Raw genomic sequence first — 21,930 nt, 5'->3', positions numbered from 1 at the left:
TGAACATGAGCAAACAGCAGCAGTGGCGCGCCGCCAGCGCGGCGGACCTACGGGAACTGGCGCCGGGCCCGCGGCTTCGGCATCGGCACGCTGTCCCCGACCGAGACGAAAGTCGTGTTCACCGCTCTGGTCGTCCCGGCGCTGGTCACGATCAAGACCGCAGCTGATGGCAGTAGCTGCCCCAGCCCGGTACAGCCCATGCGTACCACGCCGGGGTCGGGCCTGGGTGGGGAGGAACCACCGAGGCAGAAGATCGCCCGTCTCGAGGCCCGGGTCCGTGAACTCGAGATCAGCGAGAAGAAGCTGACCGCCGAGCGGGAGATCCTGCAGCGGGCGGCCAAGTATTTCGCGGGGGAGACGCGCTGGTGACCCGCTTCCAGTTCGTCGCTGACCACCGGCACACCTTCGAGGTGAAGCGGTTGTGCGAGCTCGTGCACGTCTCGAGGTCGTCGTTCTACGCCCAGGGCCCCGGCAAAGTCGCTAGATGATCTTGTAGGTGGTCAGTGGTCGATGGGGGTCGCGGGCGTGGTGGCGGAGTGCTGCGGCGATGTTGCTGACGCCGTGCAGGCGTAGCGCGGTGATCGCGAGGTTCCGCAACGCCGACATGACCTGCGGGGCGTGACCGGTGTGGGCGGTGGCGCGGTCTTCGTCGAAGCAGACATCACGGACCCAGTGCAGGCGATTCTCGATCGACCAGTGCCCACGGATCCAGCGGGCGAGCAGTCCTGGATCGGCGTCGGTGCTGGTCAGGCTGGTGATCGCGTAGGCGGTCTCGGTTCTCCACTTCCCGCCAGGCCGCAGTGGGCGACGCCGGCGCACCAGCTTGATCGCCTGGGATGCGTGGGGGAAGAACTCTGCGCCCAGGTCGGGACAGGGGTGCAGGCTGACCACGCTGATCGTGCGGGTCTCGACGCGGCCGTGCCCACGCCCGCGTTGACGATCAGCGACGCCGATCTGGGTCCAGGGCAGCGCCCGTACCCGTGCCAGCAGCGTGGGCTGGTTCGCTTTGATCGTCATCAGGTAGTGCCCGCCGCGGCGGTGTAGGTAGTCGGCGTGGGCTCGCTGGGTGTGCAGAGCGTCCGCGGTGACCAGTACATCGTCGAGGTCGAGGGGGTCGAGCAGCGCGGTGAACGCGGTGATCTCGCTGCCCTTCTCTGCGACCTGAACCTGGCCGAGCACGCCACCGCTGGTCTGGTCGAGCACCGACACCAGATGCGGGAGCCAGACCCTGCCGTCGGCGGCACGGACGCGGGCGCCGCGCAGGGTCTTGCCGTCCAAGGCCAGCACGCGACGCTGTTCTCGCCGGGGTGTGCCCTCCGCCGCCGGCTGGGCGCTGAGCTGGGGCAACACCCAGGACTGCAACGCCGCCTCCAGCGCCGAGGCGTCGACCCGTTGCAGGACCCGGCGGATGGTCGACTCGTGCGGAGCGACCGCGCCCACCCCGAGCACGTCCAGCACGGCGCGGCCGACGTCATGGGCGTACTCGGCGATCGCGGTGAACGACCGGGCCCCCGCCAACACCGCGCACGCCCCCAGTAGCAACACCGCGAGGACACCGTGGCGGACACCGCGTGGTTTCCGCGGGTCCGGCACTCGCGACAGGGCCTCCACCAGCGACAACCCCGCCGCCTCACCGACCGGCGCGGCTCTCCCCGCGTCAGGACCGACCTCCAGGCCTTCCAGAGCAGCAACGATCGGAGACACTGACACTGCGGACACAGGCTTCCTGACGTGAGCAAGGATTCGACACCCTCATGATCACGCCAAGCCTGTGTCCGCACCCACCCCCACCCCCCACATCACCGCAGCTCAGGACCCACCCATCACGACTTTGCCGGGGCCCTGTGTGGCGAGGTGGTCGAGGGCGCCGGATTGGTCGAGGCAATGTAGGTCGTGTCGGGAGCCTGGGGTCGGGTCGGAGATCCACGACAGCTGCCCTTCCAGGCAGGGCCCCGGCAAAGTCGTGATGGGTGGGTCCTGAGCTGCGGTGACGTGCGGGGTGGGTGCGGACACAGGCTTGGCGTGATCATGAGGGTGTCGAATCCTTGCTCACGTCAGGAAGCCTGTGTCCGCAGTGTCAGTGTCTCCGATCGTTGCTGCTCTGGAAGGCCTGGAGGTCGGTCCTGACGCGGGGAGAGCCGCGCCGGTCGGTGAGGCGGCGGGGTTGTCGCTGGTGGAGGCCCTGTCGCGAGTGCCGGACCCGCGGAAACCACGCGGTGTCCGCCACGGTGTCCTCGCGGTGTTGCTACTGGGGGCGTGCGCGGTGTTGGCGGGGGCCCGGTCGTTCACCGCGATCGCCGAGTACGCCCATGACGTCGGCCGCGCCGTGCTGGACGTGCTCGGGGTGGGCGCGGTCGCTCCGCACGAGTCGACCATCCGCCGGGTCCTGCAACGGGTCGACGCCTCGGCGCTGGAGGCGGCGTTGCAGTCCTGGGTGTTGCCCCAGCTCAGCGCCCAGCCGGCGGCGGAGGGCACACCCCGGCGAGAACAGCGTCGCGTGCTGGCCTTGGACGGCAAGACCCTGCGCGGCGCCCGCGTCCGTGCCGCCGACGGCAGGGTCTGGCTCCCGCATCTGGTGTCGGTGCTCGACCAGACCAGCGGTGGCGTGCTCGGCCAGGTTCAGGTCGCAGAGAAGGGCAGCGAGATCACCGCGTTCACCGCGCTGCTCGACCCCCTCGACCTCGACGATGTACTGGTCACCGCGGACGCTCTGCACACCCAGCGAGCCCACGCCGACTACCTACACCGCCGCGGCGGGCACTACCTGATGACGATCAAAGCGAACCAGCCCACGCTGCTGGCACGGGTACGGGCGCTGCCCTGGACCCAGATCGGCGTCGCTGATCGTCAACGCGGGCGTGGGCACGGCCGCGTCGAGACCCGCACGATCAGCGTGGTCAGCCTGCACCCCTGTCCCGACCTGGGCGCAGAGTTCTTCCCCCACGCATCCCAGGCGATCAAGCTGGTGCGCCGGCGTCGCCCACTGCGGCCTGGCGGGAAGTGGAGAACCGAGACCGCCTACGCGATCACCAGCCTGACCAGCACCGACGCCGATCCAGGACTGCTCGCCCGCTGGATCCGTGGGCACTGGTCGATCGAGAATCGCCTGCACTGGGTCCGTGATGTCTGCTTCGACGAAGACCGCGCCACCGCCCACACCGGTCACGCCCCGCAGGTCATGTCGGCGTTGCGGAACCTCGCGATCACCGCGCTACGCCTGCACGGCGTCAGCAACATCGCCGCAGCACTCCGCCACCACGCCCGCGACCCCCATCGACCACTGACCACCTACAAGATCATCTAGCGACTTTGCCGGGGCCCTGCCTCGCCACATACCCACCGATCGGCGATAAAGGCTACATCGGGCGCGGCATGCTCACCCCGTTCAAAAAACAACCCGGCCGGGAACTTCTCGACTGGCAGAAAACATTCAACAAGAGCCTCAACCGCACACGCGCCACCATCGAGCGAGTCATCGCCCATATCAAGTCGTGGAAAGTTCTCCACACAGACTACCGCCGACCCTACGCCACATTTAAAACGACGATCTCGGCAGTCATCGGACTCATCTTCTACGCACTTACCTGACGGAGCCTGAATAAGCCTCCTGGAAGACCGAACAGCAGACCTTCTCCCGCCGAGACCTGTCCGGTGTGGACTACGTCTACCTGTGGGCCGACGGGATCCACGTCAACATCCGCCTCGAGGAACACAAGCTGTGCCTGCTCGTGCTCATCGGAGTCCGCGCGGACGGCGGCAAGGAACTCGTCGCCCTGACCGATGGCTACCGCGAGTCGAGCGAGTCCTGGGCCGATCTGCTGCGCGACTGCGCGCGGCGCGGCATGCGAGCACCCGTGCTCGCGGTCGCTGACGGCGCGCTCGGGTTCTGGGGCGCGCTGCGCGAGGTGTTCCCGCAGACCCGCGAGCAGCGCTGCTGGGTCCACAAGACCGCCAATGTCCTTGCCGCGCTGCCGAAGTCAGCGCATCCGGGGGCGAAGAAGGCGCTGACCGAGATCTGGAACGCCGAGGACAAGCGCAGAGCCCTCGACGCCGTGGCCCGCTTCGAGGCCGCCTACCGGGCGAAGTTCGGCAAGGCCGTCACGAAGATCGGTGACGACCTCGACGAACTGCTCGCCTTCTACGACTTCCCCGCCGAACACTGGCAACACCTACGCACCACGAACCCGATCGAGTCCACGTTCGCGACGGTCCGCCACCGCACCCGGGTCACCCGCGGGCCCGGGTCACGCGCGGCCGGACTGGCGATGGCGTTCAAACTCATCGAGGCCGCCCAGAACCGATGGCGCGCCGTGAACGGACCGCACCTGGTCGCCCTCGTCCGAGCCGGAGCCCGATTCGACGCCGGCCGCCTCGTCGAACGACCCGATGCCCACACCCACACCGAAGCCGCCTAAAAGATCTTCATCCACAGGTCTTGACGATTGCTCACCGCGACCCAGGGACACCCGATCGCCGCTTGACAGTCATAGAAGCATCTCACTGACCGCAGCAAACACCAAATAGCACTAAAAAGGACGAACCCCTCACACGCTCACCATCAAAACCACTCACGGCAACGGCGTAATTACGCTACGCACTCGCCCTTGACAGAGAGTGATAACCATGCTCAGATGCCATCATGCAAACAAAGAATCTTGCACGCTCCCTCACCACTGAGCCTTTTTCAACCTGTTTGTGCAGGTCAGAGCTTTGCAGTTCGTGACTCTACCCTCTGACGGCGTGTCAGAAGACGGTCGCCACGGCGTCTCCTCGTCATCGCCTTTGAAGACAGCGGGTCAACGCGGCGCTGAACGACTGGAAGGTATCCTGGCTACGTCCGGGCGCGGGCTCGATCCCCGGAGCGAGCCCGGCCCTCTGATCTGCGGCCGTCTGACCTGTGCAAACAGGTTGAAAAAGGCTCACTGCGGCATTCATCGCCGCCATCGCAATGGGCTCAGCCAGCGGAATCGCTGCGGCAGACACCCCACACCCCGCCAGCACTCCAGCAGGAATCAGCCAGTCCGCCGCGCCCACATTCAGCTTCAACAAGGTAAACGACTCCACAGGAGTCGTAACGCTTAGCGCCGCGAAGTTCGCCACAGACGGAACCCACACGTCCATCATCGACAACCACGGCAAGACTCTTGAAGTCCTCCCCGCGCGAATCGCTAAAGACGGAAAGATCACCACATTCACATACACCCTAGACGGCGACAACAAGGCAACCGTACGCAGCACAATAAGCCACAACCACCATGCTAACGAGTACATCAACTGGGCAAAGTGCACCATCGGAACCGTCGGAGGAGCTGTCACCGGAGGCCTTGGAGGAGCTGCGGTTGGCGGTACTTCAGGTTCCGTCATTCCAGTAGCAGGAGCTACCGCAGGCGCCATCGATGGCGTTGCTACTGGAGCCATTGACGGAGGAGCCACCGCCGCTGCAGCTCACTGCTTCCCCTGACTCCTCGCTCAACCAATCAGAGCGCTGAAGTATGAAAAATTCCAGGCTGGACGCCAATCCTTGCTTTCGCTGGTGTCGGGGCATCACTCCTCACCGACCTAATATTTGGATCCCCACTCAATCAAGCCCTAGTGTCGCCTCTGTTTCTGATCGTACTTTGTGTTGGACTTACGCTCCTAGTCTGTTATATTTTCCAGGAGAGTTGGCGGTGACCATCCTTTCCGGAGCTCGACAAAGTCGTAATAGGCGACTTTGTCGAGCCCTGGAAAGGATGGTCGAATCATATTCACCCTGCCAAGCGCCATGGCGCCACTACGAAACGAGGTGGCCGTCAAGCTAAAAACAATATTAGCGCTGACCTCTGGGCAAAAACGAGGCTTAGCTGGACTATGCCTGGCCCCGTGATTGAAGCCTTCTGGAGAGAGAGCTAAGAACCCGCGGGCGAGTATGGAGGCGATCGCGAAGGGGGTGCTGCAGGCACTCTCTTTGAGTTAACGCTGCGGTGAACGGACCGCAATGGGAGGCTTTCTCTGCCCTTATTTTGTACTGAACGATCCATACAGAATATGTATCCAAATGCGAGTCAGGGAAGATTGGGGTGAATCGCTGATGACTAGGATGCCGGAACCCACGAAGGTTCAAGTTTCGGTACGAGACACCACGGCCATCGAGTGGGCTGTGGAACGAAAGATGCGGCTGGTCGAGGTTCGACCGACGCCAGCCGGGCACCTTGCGGTGATGGAGCGGTTTGACGACTGGAACGAGCCAGACGGATTCCCCCGCATCGCCGGGGAACAGGTCGTCGCGGGGGAGCTTTATCTACGGAACCTCGCGCCAGAGGACGCGAGCATGATAGTCGAATGCGACAACGACGAGCTGTCGCGTCGGTGGGCGCTGTTCCCTGGATCCACGCAGCAGCGGGCCGAGAATGCCGCTCGAAGAGGGTATCTCGACTGGCGTCTAACCGATCGCGCGGCTCTGACGATCGCGCAGTCCGTGGACGACGCACCAGTGGGCCTGATCAAGGTTCGCAAGCTGGTCCCTCCCGGGGTCGCCGACGTCGGGTACCAGGTCCGTCCTGGGTACCGCGGACGCAGCTATGCGGCTCGTGCCCTGGAGGCATTCTGCCGCTGGTCTGCCGCAGTTGGACTGTTCCACCGCTTTGAACTGGGAATCAAGCCTGGAAACACCGCGTCGATACGAGTCGCCGAGAAGGCGGGGTTCACGTTCGAGGGACGTAGAGCTGCGCGTTTGGTCGACCTCGACGGCGGACGCGCCGACGAGCTCCACTACGCCCGGGTCATTCTGACCGGGGCACGCCAGGCCGCGGACTCAAATCCCGCCCACATCACCGCTGGCGGGCACACCGTCTCGACGACAAGGACACACTGATGAGTACCTCGGCGATCTTCCTGCACAACAACCAGTTGCGGGTTAGCGACACACCCGCACCCGAGGCCGGCCCCGACGAGGTGGTAATAGCCGTCGAACGGGTGTCACTCAACGCCGGAGAGGCGAGAATCGCTTGGGATCCCGACAAGCCCGCGGGGTGGGATGCGGTCGGGATCGTCCAGAAGAGCTCCCGCAACGGGCACGGGCCCGCTGTTGGCAACCGGGTCGCGACGTGGGGGCAGTCCGGGGCTTGGTCTACACACAGAGTCGTCGACCATCGGGATGTCGCTGTGGTTCCGCCATCCGTCGACGACCTGAGCGCGGCGGCGCTGCCGGTGGCCGGGCTCACGGCTCTTCGATCGATCCGCCAGCTGGGGCTGTCCTCGGGCCAGCGGATTCTCATCTCGGGCGCGTCGGGTGGCGTCGGTCATCTCGCAGTCCAGTTGGCCCAGAACTGCGGGCTGGACACCACCGCGGTGGTCGGCTCAGAGGCATCACGGCGGTGGCTCCTCGAGCGTGGCCTGGTCGAAGCGGACAAGGTGAAACTAGCCTCGGAACTGGCGGCCCCCGCGGACGCCCCCTTCGACGGCGCGATAGACGTGGCCGGCGGTCCCGTGCTCGAACGCCTTGTTCATGCTGTCGCTCCGGGCGCGACCATTCTTCTGGTCGGAGGTGCCTCGGACCGCCCAGCGGCGCTCGATGTCCGATTCCTCTCCGACCGGGGCTTGAATCTCGTCAGCTTCAACAACTACGCCTCCGCGGGGATCGATCTGGCACTGCTCCTGGATCTGGTGGTAGCGGGCGCATTAAAGATTGCAGCGACCTCCGGCGGCGATTGGTCGCTGCTGGTCGAGAAGCCATTGACCGAGCTGATCACGCGCGGGAAGGTGACGTTCGCGGTATCCAGCGTCATGCGAGGTGCGGCGTCATGACAGGCAGAAGTAACGTCGGCGAGTTCCAGAACAACGAAGACGGGATTATTGCACCGGAGTCCGTCGACGACGTCACGCAGATCATCGCAGGGGCGGCCAGCGACAGAGGGATCCACGTCTTCTCCAGCGGTTACAACTGGGGCCTTGGGTCGAGTGTGCCGCTTGGTTGCCGACCGCTGAGTGTGTCCATGCGGAACCTGTCGGCGATCCGGCGGATCGATGTCGACGCGGGATGGTGCATTGTCGAACCTGGGGTGACGCAGGCGGATCTGGCGTCCGTTCTCGTGGGAACCGGTCGCATTCTCAACGTCACGGCGTCATCTGCGGGGACCTCGGTCCTGGGAAATGCGCTCGACCGGGGTGTTGGGCTCCGTCGCCACCGCACCGAGGATCTCCTCGGCCTTGAGGTCACACTCGCGGACGGAACCAGCCATCGAGTCGGGTGGTGGCCGGACATCGGGGCGGGGTCGGCCCCCTATCGCCACGGCCGCGGGCCCGACCTGCTCGGACTGTTCACCCAGTCCAACCTGGGTGTCGTCACGGCAGGCGTGGTCGCCCTTCTGAAGAAGCCACCGGCGACCGCCGTCGTCAAGTCGGTTATCGACGCCGAGCGAACCCCAGAAGTTCTGGCTGCGGCGGCGAACGCGCTTGCGACGGGCCTGATCAACGCCGTTCCCAAGGTGTACAGCCCACGGGCACGTTCGTCTTACTCGGGGACCGCTGGCACGGGCGAAGCGATCCTGTACTTCGCCGTGGACGGACAGCCGGAGACGATCGACACTCTCTCGTCGTTCGCCGTCGCTGACCTGGGCCTGGTCCCCGAGGCCACCACTGTGTTCACCGGCGCGGATTCCCTACCGCTGAAAGCCGATCCGATCACTGCACTCGTCGTGCGGGGCTACAGCGGGGATGTAACCGCACACGACGCCCTCGTCGAGGCGACACTGGGAGCATCGCCCTCCGACGTCGACGCCCACGGGCGCGGGTGGATCTTCTTCCTGCCTCTCCTACCCGTGAACGACGCTGACCTCCTGCGGTCCGCATACGCCGTAATCGACGGCCTCGGCGGACCGGATGGCCCCGCGGTTGGTGCTACGGCGAACCTGATCTCGCCGGACCTGGTGGACCTGGTTGTATCGATCTCGTTCGACCGCGCTACTCAGGCCGCAGAGGCACACACGATTCTCACGACTCTCCACGAGCGTTTCCGGGATCTCGGTGTCGTTCCATATCGGCTTGATGCCGCACACCCGGCAACCCCGACCGACCCGCTTATCAGCGCTGTACGAGATGCCCTAGACCCAGGCCGGCGTTTCAGCGCCGGCCGCTACCTCTCCGACGATCGGAGAACCCGATGACTGCACTGGACCTCCTCATCAGACCGGTGAGCGATTCACCGACGTACCTTGACCTCCGCGAGCGTATCGGCAAGGAGCTGCCCGATGTCGCAGCGCAGCATAGGGCAGAGATGGCTGCTGACCGCAGACTTCCCGCGCCCGTCGTAGACGCGCTTCGCGGACTGGGGGTGTTCGCGGCCGCCAAACCCGTAGATCAAGGCGGGCTGGGGCTGACCTCGATCGAGCAGAACGACATCGTGGAGACTCTCGCCCGAATCGACGCTTCCGTCGCCTGGTGTGTGATGATCGGGATGGATTCAGGGATCTACGCCGGATACCTGCACGACCCCGACAACGCGTACTTCGACGACCCGAACCTGGCGTCTGCGGGATGGATCCACCCACAGGGTGTCGGCGTCGAGGTCGATGATTGGATCGAGTTCACCGGAACCTGGCAGTTCGGCAGTGGCATCGACCATGCTGACCGGGTGTTGGCCGGTATCCGGCTCTATTCCTCACGTGCGGATATGGAGGCGGGGAACGACCGGTGGTGCTGGCGCATCATCGCCGCCCACCCGGCCGACTTCACCGTCCTGGACACGTGGCACACCACCGGGCTCGAAGGTAGCGGCAGCCGACACTACACGTCGGCATCCGACTATGTCACCGTGCCGGCGAACCGCGCCATGTCGTTCACGACACCGCACCGCAAGGGTCCGCTGTACACCGGGAGGGACGCCATCCTCCGCAAGATGTCCGGTGTACCGGTGGGAGTCGCGTACGCAGCAGTCGAGCTCGTGTTCGAGAAGCTGCAGCACCGGCACTATGGTCTGCGCTCCGATCGTGCACGCATCGAGCAGCAGATCGGCGAGATCTGTGCCCTACTGCACGTCACCAGATCCGCGGTCAACGAGTCATTGCGGCATCAGTGGGAGGTCGCAAGCGGTGAGTACGACCCCGAATCGCTGCACGAAGCCGTGGTCGGGGCCGCGCTCGCGCGACAGAACGCCTTCCGCACCGCACGCTCGATAGTCCGCTCCGCTTACGACATCACAGCTGGTCGCGCCATCTACAAGGACGAGTCCACGTACTCGATCGACCAGATGATGCGCGACATCGAGACCATCAACCAGCATGCGGTCGCGCAGGAAGCGATCCCCCGCGCAGCTGGCGAGCTGATCCTAACGGGCCGCACCGAGCACCCGTTCATGTCGCGAGAGGAGCAGCCGCAGTGACCTCCACAGTTCAGCGAGCCGAGGACGCGCCTACCGTGTGGCTCAGTAGCGACGTGTACTCCGTCACCGTCCATGGTGACAGCACCGGTGGCGAGATCTCCCTCACGGACGGCTGGGTACCACCAGGTGGCGGACCGCCACCACATCGCCACCTCCATGCGATCGAGCTGATCTATGTCCACACCGGAACGATCACCGTGATCATCGGAGATACGGAGCACACGGCAGTAGCCGGCGATACTGCGGTAATCACACCCGACACTGTGCACTGGTTCCAGAACCGCACGAACAAGCCTGCGCGCGTGCTGTTCGTGTTCACCCGTGCGGGAATTGAGGAGTTCTTCCTCCAGGCCGGTACGCCCGCACTCCCCGCCATCGCGGTCCCTTCCGCAACCGCCGCAGACAACGCCGCCGCGGCCGAAATCGGTGCGCGGTTCGGCCTTGTGCCGCCACCGCCGACCACCACTGACGACGACGAGGTGACACCATGAGTTCGACATCAGATGCAGGGGCGGACACTACTCAGGAGTCGAGGACCCGGATCCTTCTCCCCGTGTACGTGCTCTCGTTCACGATTCTGGCGTTCACCACGAGCGAGTTCATGGTCTCGGGTCTGATGAACCCACTGGCAGCCGATCTGCCTGCAAGCATCTCAAGCGTCGGGTATCTAATCGCCATATACGCATTGTCGATGGTCTTGATCGCCCCTCCCGCCTCGGTGCTCCTGGCGCGGATACCTCCGAAGTCCGCGCTGATCGTCATCTCGGTGGTGTTCATCGCCGGAGAACTCATCGCCGCCGCCGCACCGAACTACGCGATGATCGTCGTCGGCCGCATCCTCACAGGCGCGGCAGCCGGGAGCGCTTACGGTGTCACTCTCTCCATCGCCGCCCAATCCGTCGCCGAGTCGGTTCGCGGACGAGCCGTCGGAATCGTGATGGGCGGCAACACCGTTGGCACGGTGATCGGGCTTCCGTTGGCGAGCTTCCTCGGCACCACCTTCGGGTGGCGGTTGGCCTTCGCGTTCGTGGCCGTACTCGCGGCGGTCGGTCTCGTGGCCAGCATGCTGCTGGTGCCTGCCCTCGAGCAGGGGGAACAGCCCAAGATCGTCTCCCAGTTGTCCGAGTTGCGCAACGGCGGTCTGTGGCCGGCATACGCCACCAGCGGGCTGCTGATCGGCGCTGTGTTCTCGATCTTCAGCTACTTCTCGCCGATTCTGACCGAACGTGCGGGCTTCACCCAGAGTTGGGTCCCGATCATCCTGGCGGCGTACGGCGTGACCTGTGTCCTGGGTCTGATAGTGGTCAGCCGCCTCGCCGACGCCTACACGCTCACGATCTCGATCGCCGGTGCCGTCGTGATCGCCGCAGCCGCGGTGCTCTTCCTCATCGCCGACACCAGTAAGGTCGCCGTGCTCGTCGCCGTGGCAGCCCTCGGATTCGCGGGGGTCAGTTTGAACCCCGCATTCGCCGTTCGTGTCATGCGTGCCGGCGGCGTCTCCTTCGTCGTCAACACCGTCCACACCTCGATCATCTGCTTCGGCATCTTCGTCGGGGCGTCCGTGGGTGGCCTACTGATCGATCTCACCGCAACGCTGCACGCGGTGTACTACCTGTCGCTGGTGCTGGCCGTCGCCGGTCTCGCGACGCTCGCACCAAAGCTGTCCACTGCGGCGACGGAGGTCAAGCGATGAGTTGCCCTGTGTCAAGCCGCCGCCGGTTGATCTTGGCTGAGGATGCGTTGGAGGGCTCGGTGACGGTCGGGCTGGTAGGTGCTGTGGGTGGTCCAGCAGGCCCAGATGATGCTGACCCAGGCGCGTGCCAGGACACGGACGGCGTGGGGGTGGTCGTGGCCTCGGGCGCGGGCTCGTCGGTAGAGGTCGGCGGCCCAGGGGTTGTCATGTCGGCTGTCGCCGGCGAAGTCGCAGATCGCGTCGCGCAGCTCGCGGTCGGCGCCCCAGCGGAACGACACCGCGCGGACCTTGCCGGACTGTCGGGTGGAGGGGGCGACCCCGGTCAGGCAGACCAGCGAGTCTGCGGTGGGGAACCGGCCTCGGGCGTCGCCGATCTCGGCGAGCAGGCGTGCGGCGCGGACTCGCCCGGAGCGGGGCAGGCTGGTGAAGATCTCGGCGTCGGGGTGGGTGTCGAGTTGTTCGCTGATCCGGGCGGCGAGCTCGGCGATCTGCTTGGTCAGTGTGCGCAGCACCGCGGTGTAGGCGGTGGTGACTGCGGCGCTCGCGGTGGTGTTGTCGCCGGTGTGTCCGCGGGGTGCGTCGGTCAGACGGGTGTGCAGGACTGTGGGGTCGACGCGGCCGCAGTAGCCGACCGAGGCCAGCCAGGCGCCCAGTCGGCGTGGGGACAGCCAGTCCGCGCGGTCCTGGGTGGGGAAGCGTTCCAGGAACCGCAGGCTGATCTCGGAGTCGATGTCGGCGAACAGGCCGCCTGCGCCGGGGAAGCAGATCTGCAGATGCGCGCGGAGCTGGTTGGCGACCGCGACCCGGTGGGCGACCAGGTCGCGTCGCGCGCGGACGGTCTGGCGCAGCGCGGTGGTGGTCGGGGTGTCGCTCAGCAGCGGGCGCAGCCTGCGGTGGTCGGTGCGCACGGTGTCGGCCAGGACGTAGGCGTCGAAACGGTCGTCCTTGTTCCCGGCCGAGCCGTAACGAGAGCGCAGGTTCTTGAGCTGGACGGGTGGGATCACGAACACCACCAGCCCGGCTTGGCGCAGGGCCACGACTACCGGGCCGTCGGGCCGTTCGATGCCGACCTCGACCACGCCCGCTTTGAGCAGCCGGCGGACCAGTTCGCGCAGCCCCGCCTGGTCGTGAGCGACGGTGAACCGGGCGGTCTGTTCTCCGTCGGGGTCGACCACGGCCACCGCGTGGTCGTCTTTGGCCCAGTCCACTCCGCCGGTGGGTCTGCGCTCGCTGAGGCGACTGTCGGTGGTGCTGGTGTCGAGTGTGTTGTCGACGCCGGTCTTGCTGTTGGAGACACTCATGGTCGCCTCCTCGCTGTTGCCGCGGTGGGAAGGCACCCGGTGGTCCCGGGACGCGGCAGCCGGTCGCTCACTGATCGGCACTCGATGGTGCTCAGCCCTGTAGCCAGTCGGCGCGTCCTGGGCCACCGGACCTCGCAGAACTCATCGCGGACCTCAAGGATCGAGCGAGCAGGGCGATGGCCCGGTGGGGACCTCAGGTGCGTCCGAAGTCTGGATCAACGATCCGACTCGGACACAAGGAGGGTGCACCAGTGAGCAACGTCGTGGTCATCGGGTCCACGTCCGGGATCGCCGGAGCAGTGATCGGCCACTACCTCGAGGACCGGGGCAACCGTGTAGCCACGCTGGGCCGACGACCCGCCGAGCACCCCGGTATCGACTATCACGGGCATCTAGACGCAGAACGCCTCGACACGGTGAGCGACGCCTTCCACCACCTGGACGAGGAGTTCGGGCCCATCGACATCGCGGTGAACTGCATCGGTGTGTGGGGCTATGCCACCGTGACGGACATCCGCGACGATGATCTCCGGTCGATGTGCGCGATCAACCTCACCGCCACGATCGCCGCGATCCGCGAGGAGGTGTCCAGGATGTCGGAAGGGTCCGGGGGAGCCATCGTCACCGTCACCTCGGCGGTGGGATCGTCTAGCGCAGGGGCCGGACTCGGCGTCTACGCGGCGACGAAGGCCGGCATTGCCGCATTCACACGCTGCGCGGCTGTCGAGCTGGCACCCCGGGATATCCGATTGAACTGTGTCGCACCGGGACCGGTCCGCACCGAAATGACCCGTCTGCCCGGGGAATCGGACGTGGATCGCGAAGATCGTCTCGGGGCGCTCGTCTCGAGCGGTCGCATGGCCGGCGTCGGCGAGATCGCATCGGCGATCGTCTGGCTCGCATCCGATTCATCGTCATACATAAACGGAACCGAACTACTCGCCCACTCGGGAGGATTCTCCAGCTGAGCCCCGCACCTCGACTGGATACCTCGAGGCTTATTCAGGCTCCGTCAGGTAAGTGCGTAGAAGATGAGTCCGATGACTGCCGAGATCGTCGTTTTAAATGTGGCGTAGGGTCGACGGTAGTCTGTGTGGAGAACTTTCCACGACTTGATATGGGCGATGACTCGCTCGATGGTGGCGCGTGTGCGGTTGAGGCTCTTGTTGAATGTTTTCTGCCAGTCGAGAAGTTCCCGGCCGGGTTGTTTTTTGAACGGGGTGAGCATGCCGCGCCCGATGTAGCCTTTATCGCCGATCGGTGGGTATGTGGCGAGGTGGTCGAGGGCGCCGGATTGGTCGAGGCAATGTAGGTCGTGTCGGGAGCCTGGGGTCGGGTCGGAGATCCACGACAGCTGCCCTTCCAGGGTGGCTGCGACCTGGACGACGACGCCGGTGGTGCGATGCTTGCCCGACCACAGACCTGGTATGGCGGTCCATGACCAGCAGGGCAGTAGGGTTCCGTCGATGATGTACTGCCGATCGGCACGAAGCTCCTCCGCCGTCGGAACGACACTCCGCAGCGCCTGCGCCAGCAACGGTGTCACCCCCGCGATCGCTCGACTGACCGTCGACTGCGACACCCCGTAGGTTTCCGCCAACTCCCACTGCACACGATTCCCGCGCAGATACGCCAACGTGATCACCACCGACCAGAACAATCCCAGAATCGGCGGCCAAGGCCGTCGCAGGCCAGTCGCGTTCCGCTGATCCTGCTCATGCACCAGAGCGGCAAGATCCTGAATCTCATCACGCCGAAAGCCAGTGGTATAGTACATACTGCGACAACCCGTTCATCTTGGATTGATTCGGCAAATTAATCTTCGCGATGGACGGGCTGTCGCCCAACCCGACACGCCGGGCTAGATCGTTATTTCACGGGCCCTGAATAAGCCTCCCTGTGTCCGCAGTGTCAGTGTCTCCGATCGTTGCTGCTCTGGAAGGCCTGGAGGTCGGTCCTGACGCGGGGAGAGCCGCGCCGGTCGGTGAGGCGGCGGGGTTGTCGCTGGTGGAGGCCCTGTCGCGAGTGCCGGACCCGCGGAAACCACGCGGTGTCCGCCACGGTGTCCTCGCGGTGTTGCTACTGGGGGCGTGCGCGGTGTTGGCGGGGGCCCGGTCGTTCACCGCGATCGCCGAGTACGCCCATGACGTCGGCCGCGCCGTGCTGGACGTGCTCGGGGTGGGCGCGGTCGCTCCGCACGAGTCGACCATCCGCCGGGTCCTGCAACGGGTCGACGCCTCGGCGCTGGAGGCGGCGTTGCAGTCCTGGGTGTTGCCCCAGCTCAGCGCCCAGCCGGCGGCGGAGGGCACACCCCGGCGAGAACAGCGTCGCGTGCTGGCCTTGGACGGCAAGACCCTGCGCGGCGCCCGCGTCCGTGCCGCCGACGGCAGGGTCTGGCTCCCGCATCTGGTGTCGGTGCTCGACCAGACCAGCGGTGGCGTGCTCGGCCAGGTTCAGGTCGCAGAGAAGGGCAGCGAGATCACCGCGTTCACCGCGCTGCTCGACCCCCTCGACCTCGACGATGTACTGGTCACCGCGGACGCTCTGCACACCCAGCGAGCCCACGCCGACTACCTACACCGCCGCGGCGGGCACTACCTGATGACGATCAAAGCGAACCAGCCCACGCTGCTGGCACGGGTACGGGCGCTGCCCTGGACCCAGATCGGCGTCGCTGATCGTCAACGCGGGCGTGGGCACGGCCGCGTCGAGACCCGCACGATCAGCGTGGTCAGCCTGCACCCCTGTCCCGACCTGGGCGCAGAGTTCTTCCCCCACGCATCCCAGGCGATCAAGCTGGTGCGCCGGCGTCGCCCACTGCGGCCTGGCGGGAAGTGGAGAACCGAGACCGCCTACGCGATCACCAGCCTGACCAGCACCGACGCCGATCCAGGACTGCTCGCCCGCTGGATCCGTGGGCACTGGTCGATCGAGAATCGCCTGCACTGGGTCCGTGATGTCTGCTTCGACGAAGACCGCGCCACCGCCCACACCGGTCACGCCCCGCAGGTCATGTCGGCGTTGCGGAACCTCGCGATCACCGCGCTACGCCTGCACGGCGTCAGCAACATCGCCGCAGCACTCCGCCACCACGCCCGCGACCCCCATCGACCACTGACCACCTACAAGATCATCTAGCGACTTTGCCGGGGCCCTGGGGTCGGGTCGGAGATCCACGACAGCTGCCCTTCCAGGGTGGCTGCGACCTGGACGACGACGCCGGTGGTGCGATGCTTGCCCGACCACAGACCTGGTACGGCGGTCCATGACCAGCAGGACAGTAGGGTTCCGTCGATGATGTACTGCCGATCGGCACGAAGCTCCTCCGCCGTCGGAACGACACTCCGCAGCGCCTGCGCCAGCAACGGTGTCACCCCCGTGATCGCTCGACTGACCGTCGACTGCGACACCCCGTAGGTTTCCGCCAACTCCCACTGCACACGATTCCCGCGCAGATACGCCAACGTGATCACCACCGACCAGAACAATCCCAGAATCGGCGGCCAAGGCCGTCGCAGGCCAGTCGCGTTCCGCTGATCCTGCTCATGCACCAGAGCGGCAAGATCCTGAATCTCATCACGCCGAAAGCCAGTGGTATAGTACATACTGCGACAACCCATTCATCTCGGATTGATTCGACAAACCAATCTTCGCGATGGACGGGCTGTCGCCCAACCCGACACGCCGGGCTAGATCGTTATTTCACGGGCCCTGAATAAGCCTCCTCCGCTGCGAGAAGTGTCGCGGCGAGAACGGGCCTGTCTCGTGAACGGTGTTTCCGGCGGTGTTGTCAGTAGGTCTCGGCTCCCGGCCAGCGGTCACCGAAGGTGATGGCGAAGGCGTTGAGTACGGGTTTCCAGCGCATCGTCCATCGGGGGTCTGAGCCTTTCCCAACCTGTTTTCGCTGGTCAGGTGGGGTCGGAGCGGAGGAGCTGGGGCGCGATATCGCGTTGAACCCGTCTTCGTCGCTGGTGAGCAATCGTCAAGACCTGTGGATGAAGATCTTTTAGGCGGCTTCGGTGTGGGTGTGGGCATCGGGTCGTTCGACGAGGCGGCCGGCGTCGAATCGGGCTCCGGCTCGGACGAGGGCGACCAGGTGCGGTCCGTTCACGGCGCGCCATCGGTTCTGGGCGGCCTCGATGAGCTTGAACGCCATCGCCAGTCCGGCCGCGCGTGACCCGGGCCCGCGGGTGACCCGGGTGCGGTGGCGGACCGTCGCGAACGTGGACTCGATCGGGTTCGTGGTGCGTAGGTGTTGCCAGTGTTCGGCGGGGAAGTCGTAGAAGGCGAGCAGTTCGTCGAGGTCGTCACCGATCTTCGTGACGGCCTTGCCGAACTTCGCCCGGTAGGCGGCCTCGAAGCGGGCCACGGCGTCGAGGGCTCTGCGCTTGTCCTCGGCGTTCCAGATCTCGGTCAGCGCCTTCTTCGCCCCCGGATGCGCTGACTTCGGCAGAGCGGCAAGGACATTGGCGGTCTTGTGGACCCAGCAGCGCTGCTCGCGGGTCTGCGGGAACACCTCGCGCAGCGCGCCCCAGAACCCGAGCGCGCCGTCAGCGACCGCGAGCACGGGTGCTCGCATGCCGCGCCGCGCGCAGTCGCGCAGCAGATCGGCCCAGGACTCGCTCGACTCGCGGTAGCCATCGGTCAGGGCGACGAGTTCCTTGCCGCCGTCCGCGCGGACTCCGATGAGCACGAGCAGGCACAGCTTGTGTTCCTCGAGGCGGATGTTGACGTGGATCCCGTCGGCCCACAGGTAGACGTAGTCCACACCGGACAGGTCCCGGCGGGAGAAGGTCTGCTGTTCGGTCTTCCAGGTCTCGGTCAGTCTGGTGACCATCGACGCCGACAGGCCCGCGGTGGAGCCGAGGAACTGCCCGAGCGCGGGCACGAAGTCCCCGGTCGAGAGTCCGTGCAGATACAGCAGCGGTAACACCTCGGTGATCTTCGGAGTGCGGCGGCACCATCGCGGCAGGATCGCCGAGGAGAACCCTCGACGCCGTGGCCCGCTTCGAGGCCGCCTACCGGGCGAAGTTCGGCAAGGCCGTCACGAAGATCGGTGACGACCTCGACGAACTGCTCGCCTTCTACGACTTCCCCGCCGAACACTGAGCCTTTCCCAACCTGTTTGTGCTGGTCAGGGGTGTGAGGTGCGTGGCTTGTCGTGAGATGGGTGGGGCTCCTGGTAGACGGATAGCTGTCGCGCCACCGCCTACCGAGGAGCCCCGCGTGTTGTCCTACCCATCCGGGATGTCGATGTCCACTCGCACGGTTCGTGTCCTGGCCGGGCTGCTGCGCGGACATCGTCGCCGGATCGGGACCCGGTGGCGGCTCCTGACCCCGGCCCGTCAGGCCCTGCTCGTGCTCGCGCACCTACGTAAGGGCGAGACCTACACCGACCTGGCCAGCGGATTCAGAGTCGGGAAGTCCACGGTGTCCCGGTATGTCGCCGAGGCGATCGGGCTGCTCGCTGCGCTCGCGCCGACCCTGGAGCAGGCCATCACGGTCGCGGCCGGGAAGGCGTTCGTGATCCTGGACGGGACGCTGCTGCGTATCGACCGGGTCGGCATGGGCTCGGGCTATGACCGGGCGTTCTATAGCGGGAAGCACAAGTGTCACGGGCTGAATGTGCAGGTCATCGCCGACCCCGCGGGTCGGCTGGTGTGGATCTCCCCGCCGCTACCGGGGGCACGGCACGACATGGGCGCTGCCCGGATCCACGGGATCATCGACGCGGTCAACACCACCGGGGTGCGGGCGGTCGCTGACACCGCCTACCAGGGCGGCGGTCCCGCGATCACCGTCCCGCACCGACGCCGACGCCGCGATCTCGACACCGGCCGGTACCGGCCCCTGTCAGCGAATCAGAAGGCCGTCAACGCCGCTCACGCCCGACGGCGGGCACCGGGTGAGCGGGTCAACGCCGAGCTGAAGAACTGGAAGATCCTCCGCAAGATCCGCTCCAGCCCCTCCCAGGCTGCTCAGCTCGTCGCAGCGATCCAGACCCTCATGATCACCACCGCCTGACCAGCACAAACAGGTTGGGAAAGGCTCACTGGCAACACCTACGCACCACGAACCCGATCGAGTCCACGTTCGCGACGGTCCGCCACCGCACCCGGGTCACCCGCGGGCCCGGGTCACGCGCGGCCGGACTGGCGATGGCGTTCAAGCTCATCGAGGCCGCCCAGAACCGATGGCGCGCCGTGAACGGACCGCACCTGGTCGCCCTCGTCCGAGCCGGAGCCCGATTCGACGCCGGCCGCCTCGTCGAACGACCCGATGCCCACACCCACACCGAAGCCGCCTAAAAGATCTTCATCCACAGGTCTTGACGATTGCTCCCCGCCTGCGGCGGAGCGCAACAACAAGCTAGAGACTTAGCCCGGCTAAGTGGGTAACGTAAAAGCCGGGGTCCCGCAGGGCGGGTCGCTGCGCTGAACCGAACAACCCCGGGCCGCTTCCGGTCCTCACCCGCCCCGGGGGCAGGCTCCGGGCCGGATCGACTTGCCCACGACAGGCCGAGCGGCATCACTGTTGAGACTGCTTACTGAGCAGGCATTTACAAACTCGCTATAGTAGTCGCGACTCCAGTTTTCTGATGTTTCGCAGCATAACGAACACATGGATGAACAACAGACCACCAATAAATGGGGTCACGTTGTCCTCGGTGAAACCCATCAGTAGCAGCACCGCTGCGACAAGTGTGCAACAACTGCCTGATCCCAGAATCCACCACGCGACCGACTTTCTGCGGTCAGAAGCAAGGAGATAGCACGTCGCCAGCCAGGCTACCAAAACAAGCGGGGCGGCGCTGAGTATAGGGATGGCTCGACCTTGCTCTACGTATTCCGAGCCAGCCAGCCATGTATAGCTCATTGCGCTGATAGACGCGAGTGCGAGCCCGCCGATTTTGTAAGCTAGTTTCACTTGCACTTCTCCGGTGCCGCCGGGCGCCATCCAACGTTAAGAGTCTGACTTAGATCCCAGCACCTACCGTCATTGAGGATTCGACCAGGGCCAGTAAGATTGCCAGTCCAGACGCGTTCCACGAAGTTCGTGCACGCCCTCGACCCCCACGGGAGTTTGTTACACGCCTCCTGGAGTCCTTCTTTGCCCAGATTCCAAAAATCCGTGCCGGTCATATAGAGACGCGGGCCGTTATCCCAGCCAATGTTTACTTTTCTGTCGCCCGCGCTTTCCGCAGGATCTGAAACAATTTTTCTCGGATCAGCTGGGACGAGATACGAAATCGTGTACTGCGACTCTTTCAGTCTGTACTCGTAAGCGATGCCTTGAGCGGTGCGAAACTTGGGCCCTTTAATGTATCCTGCCCTCTCCAGGCGTCGCGCAAGTTCAGCGCCAGTGATGCCACCGCTGTCCAAAAAAGCGCTCTTCGCAGGCACCTCTGACGTGTCGTCGTCAGCGTGCGCCGTGTAAGTAAAACGATCCGGGCTAGGCGGCGGCGATGCAAAGCTCTCGCCAGCCTCGGCCACTCCGGCAGGGGAAGTAGTTTCCGCTACTGCCATGCCGGTCACCGAACATGTCGAAGCGGCCACAACCAACACAGCCCCGATAATGCGACGCACATACTTCTTCGCACTCATGACCGCATGCGAACACGCCCCCCCCCCCGTTGGTCAAGAACCACTACCAGCAGAAATCACACGAACACACTCAGCCACTACGGACAGATACACCCAAACCGACCTAAACCGCCCACCCTTGCCGCAGTCAGTTGACCTTGACCTTGACCTTTTCCAAAGCATGGAACTACGTACTGATGACCATGGCCGCTCCGCGACCACCCTCCCGGTCAGGGCCCCGGCAAAGTCGCTAGATGATCTTGTAGGTGGTCAGTGGTCGATGGGGGTCGCGGGCGTGGTGGCGGAGTGCTGCGGCGATGTTGCTGACGCCGTGCAGGCGTAGCGCGGTGATCGCGAGGTTCCGCAACGCCGACATGACCTGCGGGGCGTGACCGGTGTGGGCGGTGGCGCGGTCTTCGTCGAAGCAGACATCACGGACCCAGTGCAGGCGATTCTCGATCGACCAGTGCCCACGGATCCAGCGGGCGAGCAGTCCTGGATCGGCGTCGGTGCTGGTCAGGCTGGTGATCGCGTAGGCGGTCTCGGTTCTCCACTTCCCGCCAGGCCGCAGTGGGCGACGCCGGCGCACCAGCTTGATCGCCTGGGATGCGTGGGGGAAGAACTCTGCGCCCAGGTCGGGACAGGGGTGCAGGCTGACCACGCTGATCGTGCGGGTCTCGACGCGGCCGTGCCCACGCCCGCGTTGACGATCAGCGACGCCGATCTGGGTCCAGGGCAGCGCCCGTACCCGTGCCAGCAGCGTGGGCTGGTTCGCTTTGATCGTCATCAGGTAGTGCCCGCCGCGGCGGTGCAGGTAGTCGGCGTGGGCTCGCTGGGTGTGCAGAGCGTCCGCGGTGACCAGTACATCGTCGAGGTCGAGGGGGTCGAGCAGCGCGGTGAACGCGGTGATCTCGCTGCCCTTCTCTGCGACCTGAACCTGGCCGAGCACGCCACCGCTGGTCTGGTCGAGCACCGACACCAGATGCGGGAGCTGTG

Annotated in this window: 20 protein-coding genes and 4 pseudogenes; 15 read left to right on the top strand and 9 right to left on the bottom strand. The window is 65.4% G+C overall.

Annotated features, from left to right (window positions below; all coding sequences use genetic code 11):
• Window positions 1-153: 153 nt before the first annotated feature.
• Window positions 154-461 (top strand): annotated as a pseudogene (locus tag KPL57_RS55395) (IS3 family transposase); the annotation flags it as partial.
• 19 nt (window positions 462-480) lie between these two features.
• Here the strand turns inward: KPL57_RS55395 and KPL57_RS55390 are convergent.
• Both KPL57_RS55390 and KPL57_RS55385 read right to left on the bottom strand, forming a co-directional pair.
• A complete protein-coding gene (locus KPL57_RS55390; protein WP_226351754.1) occupies window positions 481-1,704 on the bottom strand; it encodes an ISAs1 family transposase in 1,224 nt (407 codons plus the stop codon).
• Window positions 1,705-1,809: 105 nt separating this feature from the next.
• Window positions 1,810-2,013, bottom strand: coding sequence for a transposase family protein (locus tag KPL57_RS55385; protein ID WP_226358194.1), 204 nt, complete (start codon window positions 2,011-2,013; stop codon window positions 1,810-1,812).
• Window positions 2,014-2,080: 67 nt separating this feature from the next.
• Between KPL57_RS55385 and KPL57_RS55380 the strand changes: the two genes are divergently transcribed.
• The 3 genes and pseudogenes from KPL57_RS55380 to KPL57_RS55370 form a co-directional block, all read left to right on the top strand.
• The gene (locus tag KPL57_RS55380) at window positions 2,081-3,304 is read left to right on the top strand and encodes an ISAs1 family transposase (protein WP_226351754.1); all 1,224 of its coding nucleotides are present in this window, start codon (window positions 2,081-2,083) and stop codon (window positions 3,302-3,304) included.
• A gap of 5 nt (window positions 3,305-3,309) precedes the next feature.
• Window positions 3,310-3,588 carry a transposase family protein gene (locus KPL57_RS55375; RefSeq protein WP_226358193.1) on the top strand — a complete coding sequence of 93 codons (279 nt, stop codon included), beginning with the start codon at window positions 3,310-3,312 and terminating at the stop codon, window positions 3,586-3,588.
• A 14-nt stretch (window positions 3,589-3,602) separates the two neighbouring features.
• Window positions 3,603-4,415 (top strand): annotated as a pseudogene (locus tag KPL57_RS55370) (IS256 family transposase); the annotation flags it as partial.
• A 358-nt stretch (window positions 4,416-4,773) separates the two neighbouring features.
• On the opposite strand, the gene KPL57_RS55365 reads toward KPL57_RS55370, so the two are convergent.
• Window positions 4,774-5,292, bottom strand: coding sequence for a hypothetical protein (locus KPL57_RS55365; RefSeq protein WP_226358192.1), 519 nt, complete (start codon window positions 5,290-5,292; stop codon window positions 4,774-4,776).
• A 411-nt stretch (window positions 5,293-5,703) separates the two neighbouring features.
• Between KPL57_RS55365 and KPL57_RS73125 the strand changes: the two genes are divergently transcribed.
• The 7 genes from KPL57_RS73125 to KPL57_RS55330 all read left to right on the top strand — a co-directional run bounded on the left by KPL57_RS73125 (window position 5,704) and on the right by KPL57_RS55330 (window position 12,050).
• Complete coding sequence (locus KPL57_RS73125; RefSeq protein ID WP_226358216.1) at window positions 5,704-5,892, top strand: lactococcin 972 family bacteriocin; 189 nt, start codon at window positions 5,704-5,706, stop codon at window positions 5,890-5,892.
• Between the two features lie 247 nt (window positions 5,893-6,139).
• Entirely contained in the window at window positions 6,140-6,853 is a 714-nt protein-coding gene (locus KPL57_RS55355; RefSeq protein WP_226358191.1) for a GNAT family N-acetyltransferase, read from the top strand.
• Window positions 6,853-7,785, top strand: coding sequence for a zinc-binding dehydrogenase (locus KPL57_RS55350; RefSeq protein WP_226358268.1), 933 nt, complete (start codon window positions 6,853-6,855; stop codon window positions 7,783-7,785). The genes KPL57_RS55355 and KPL57_RS55350 overlap by 1 nt, the downstream gene beginning before the upstream one ends.
• Window positions 7,782-9,143 (top strand): FAD-binding oxidoreductase, encoded by a 1,362-nt coding sequence (locus KPL57_RS55345; RefSeq protein WP_226358267.1) that lies wholly within the window; start codon window positions 7,782-7,784, stop codon window positions 9,141-9,143. The genes KPL57_RS55350 and KPL57_RS55345 overlap by 4 nt, the downstream gene beginning before the upstream one ends.
• Entirely contained in the window at window positions 9,140-10,357 is a 1,218-nt protein-coding gene (locus KPL57_RS55340) for an acyl-CoA dehydrogenase family protein (RefSeq protein WP_226358266.1), read from the top strand. The genes KPL57_RS55345 and KPL57_RS55340 overlap by 4 nt, the downstream gene beginning before the upstream one ends.
• A gap of 53 nt (window positions 10,358-10,410) precedes the next feature.
• Entirely contained in the window at window positions 10,411-10,848 is a 438-nt protein-coding gene (locus tag KPL57_RS55335; RefSeq protein ID WP_226358265.1) for a cupin domain-containing protein, read from the top strand.
• Window positions 10,849-10,910: 62 nt separating this feature from the next.
• Window positions 10,911-12,050 (top strand): MFS transporter, encoded by a 1,140-nt coding sequence (locus KPL57_RS55330; protein WP_226358264.1) that lies wholly within the window; start codon window positions 10,911-10,913, stop codon window positions 12,048-12,050.
• Window positions 12,051-12,061: 11 nt separating this feature from the next.
• On the opposite strand, the gene KPL57_RS55325 is transcribed toward KPL57_RS55330, so the two are convergent.
• The gene (locus KPL57_RS55325; RefSeq protein ID WP_226358263.1) at window positions 12,062-13,351 is read right to left on the bottom strand and encodes an IS110 family transposase; all 1,290 of its coding nucleotides are present in this window, start codon (window positions 13,349-13,351) and stop codon (window positions 12,062-12,064) included.
• 251 nt (window positions 13,352-13,602) lie between these two features.
• Between KPL57_RS55325 and KPL57_RS55320 the strand changes: the two genes are divergently transcribed.
• Complete coding sequence (locus KPL57_RS55320) at window positions 13,603-14,319, top strand: SDR family NAD(P)-dependent oxidoreductase (protein WP_226358262.1); 717 nt, start codon at window positions 13,603-13,605, stop codon at window positions 14,317-14,319.
• A gap of 44 nt (window positions 14,320-14,363) precedes the next feature.
• Here the strand turns inward: KPL57_RS55320 and KPL57_RS55315 are convergent, their stop codons facing one another.
• Window positions 14,364-15,128, bottom strand: a complete 765-nt coding sequence (locus tag KPL57_RS55315) for a transposase family protein (RefSeq protein WP_226351144.1) — start codon at window positions 15,126-15,128, stop codon at window positions 14,364-14,366.
• A gap of 137 nt (window positions 15,129-15,265) precedes the next feature.
• On the opposite strand from KPL57_RS55315, the gene KPL57_RS55310 reads away from it, so the two are divergent.
• Window positions 15,266-16,489, top strand: a complete 1,224-nt coding sequence (locus tag KPL57_RS55310; RefSeq protein ID WP_226351754.1) for an ISAs1 family transposase — start codon at window positions 15,266-15,268, stop codon at window positions 16,487-16,489.
• Here the strand turns inward: KPL57_RS55310 and KPL57_RS55305 are convergent.
• Entirely contained in the window at window positions 16,486-16,956 is a 471-nt protein-coding gene (locus KPL57_RS55305; RefSeq protein WP_226358261.1) for a transposase family protein, read from the bottom strand. The genes KPL57_RS55310 and KPL57_RS55305 overlap by 4 nt on opposite strands.
• Before the next feature lie 401 nt (window positions 16,957-17,357).
• Window positions 17,358-18,359, bottom strand: a pseudogene (locus KPL57_RS55300) (IS256 family transposase); the annotation flags it as partial.
• Between the two features lie 218 nt (window positions 18,360-18,577).
• Between KPL57_RS55300 and KPL57_RS55295 the strand changes: the two are divergent.
• Together KPL57_RS55295 and KPL57_RS55290 are read left to right on the top strand one after the other, a co-directional pair.
• Window positions 18,578-19,375 (top strand): transposase family protein, encoded by a 798-nt coding sequence (locus tag KPL57_RS55295; RefSeq protein WP_226351139.1) that lies wholly within the window; start codon window positions 18,578-18,580, stop codon window positions 19,373-19,375.
• Between the two features lie 26 nt (window positions 19,376-19,401).
• Window positions 19,402-19,659: pseudogene (locus KPL57_RS55290) on the top strand (IS256 family transposase); the annotation flags it as partial.
• A gap of 615 nt (window positions 19,660-20,274) precedes the next feature.
• Here the strand turns inward: KPL57_RS55290 and KPL57_RS55285 are convergent.
• Entirely contained in the window at window positions 20,275-20,955 is a 681-nt protein-coding gene (locus tag KPL57_RS55285; RefSeq protein ID WP_226358260.1) for a hypothetical protein, read from the bottom strand.
• Between the two features lie 229 nt (window positions 20,956-21,184).
• Complete coding sequence (locus tag KPL57_RS55280) at window positions 21,185-21,913, bottom strand: ISAs1 family transposase (protein WP_226352799.1); 729 nt, start codon at window positions 21,911-21,913, stop codon at window positions 21,185-21,187.
• Window positions 21,914-21,930 lie beyond the last annotated feature (17 nt).

Source organism: Pseudonocardia sp. ICBG601 (assembly GCF_020496245.1).
Note: the sequence above shows the minus strand (reverse complement) of the source record. Positions and strands in the feature narration are given on the sequence as shown.